Origin of the sequence: Methylorubrum sp. Q1, assembly GCF_004683995.1 — a bacterium.
In the GTDB taxonomy this organism is placed as follows: domain Bacteria; phylum Pseudomonadota; class Alphaproteobacteria; order Rhizobiales; family Beijerinckiaceae; genus Methylobacterium.
In genome coordinates this window covers 1-302 of the sequence record NZ_SRHQ01000109.1, presented here as the reverse complement: position 1 = coordinate 302, position 302 = coordinate 1, and the positions used below count along the sequence as shown (strand labels likewise).

General features: G+C 72.2%; 1 pseudogene. It reads left to right on the top strand.

The window, feature by feature from the left end:
- Positions 1–302 (top strand): annotated as a pseudogene (locus tag E4V01_RS25480) (sugar transporter); the annotation flags it as partial.

Here is a 302-nt window from a genome sequence, read left to right as displayed (position 1 = left end):
TGCTCCATCCTGCCGGCCGCGGGGCCGACGACCTCGGCGATCGAGAGCGGCGCCGACGTCGCCACCGCCGAAGGCCTGTTCGCCCGCTACGAGATCATCGACATCACCCCCGCCCTCGTCGAGGCCCTGCGCACCCGACCCCTCGACAGCCTCCTCGTCACCTTCGGTGACAGCCGCCCGGCGCTCGAGCCGGTGATCGGCGTCGGCGACTACGTGGCGGTTCAGGTCTGGGAAGCCGGTTCCGGCGGCCTGTTCTCCGGCCCCCTCGTCTCCGACCGCTTCTCCGCCGGCTCGAAATCCGC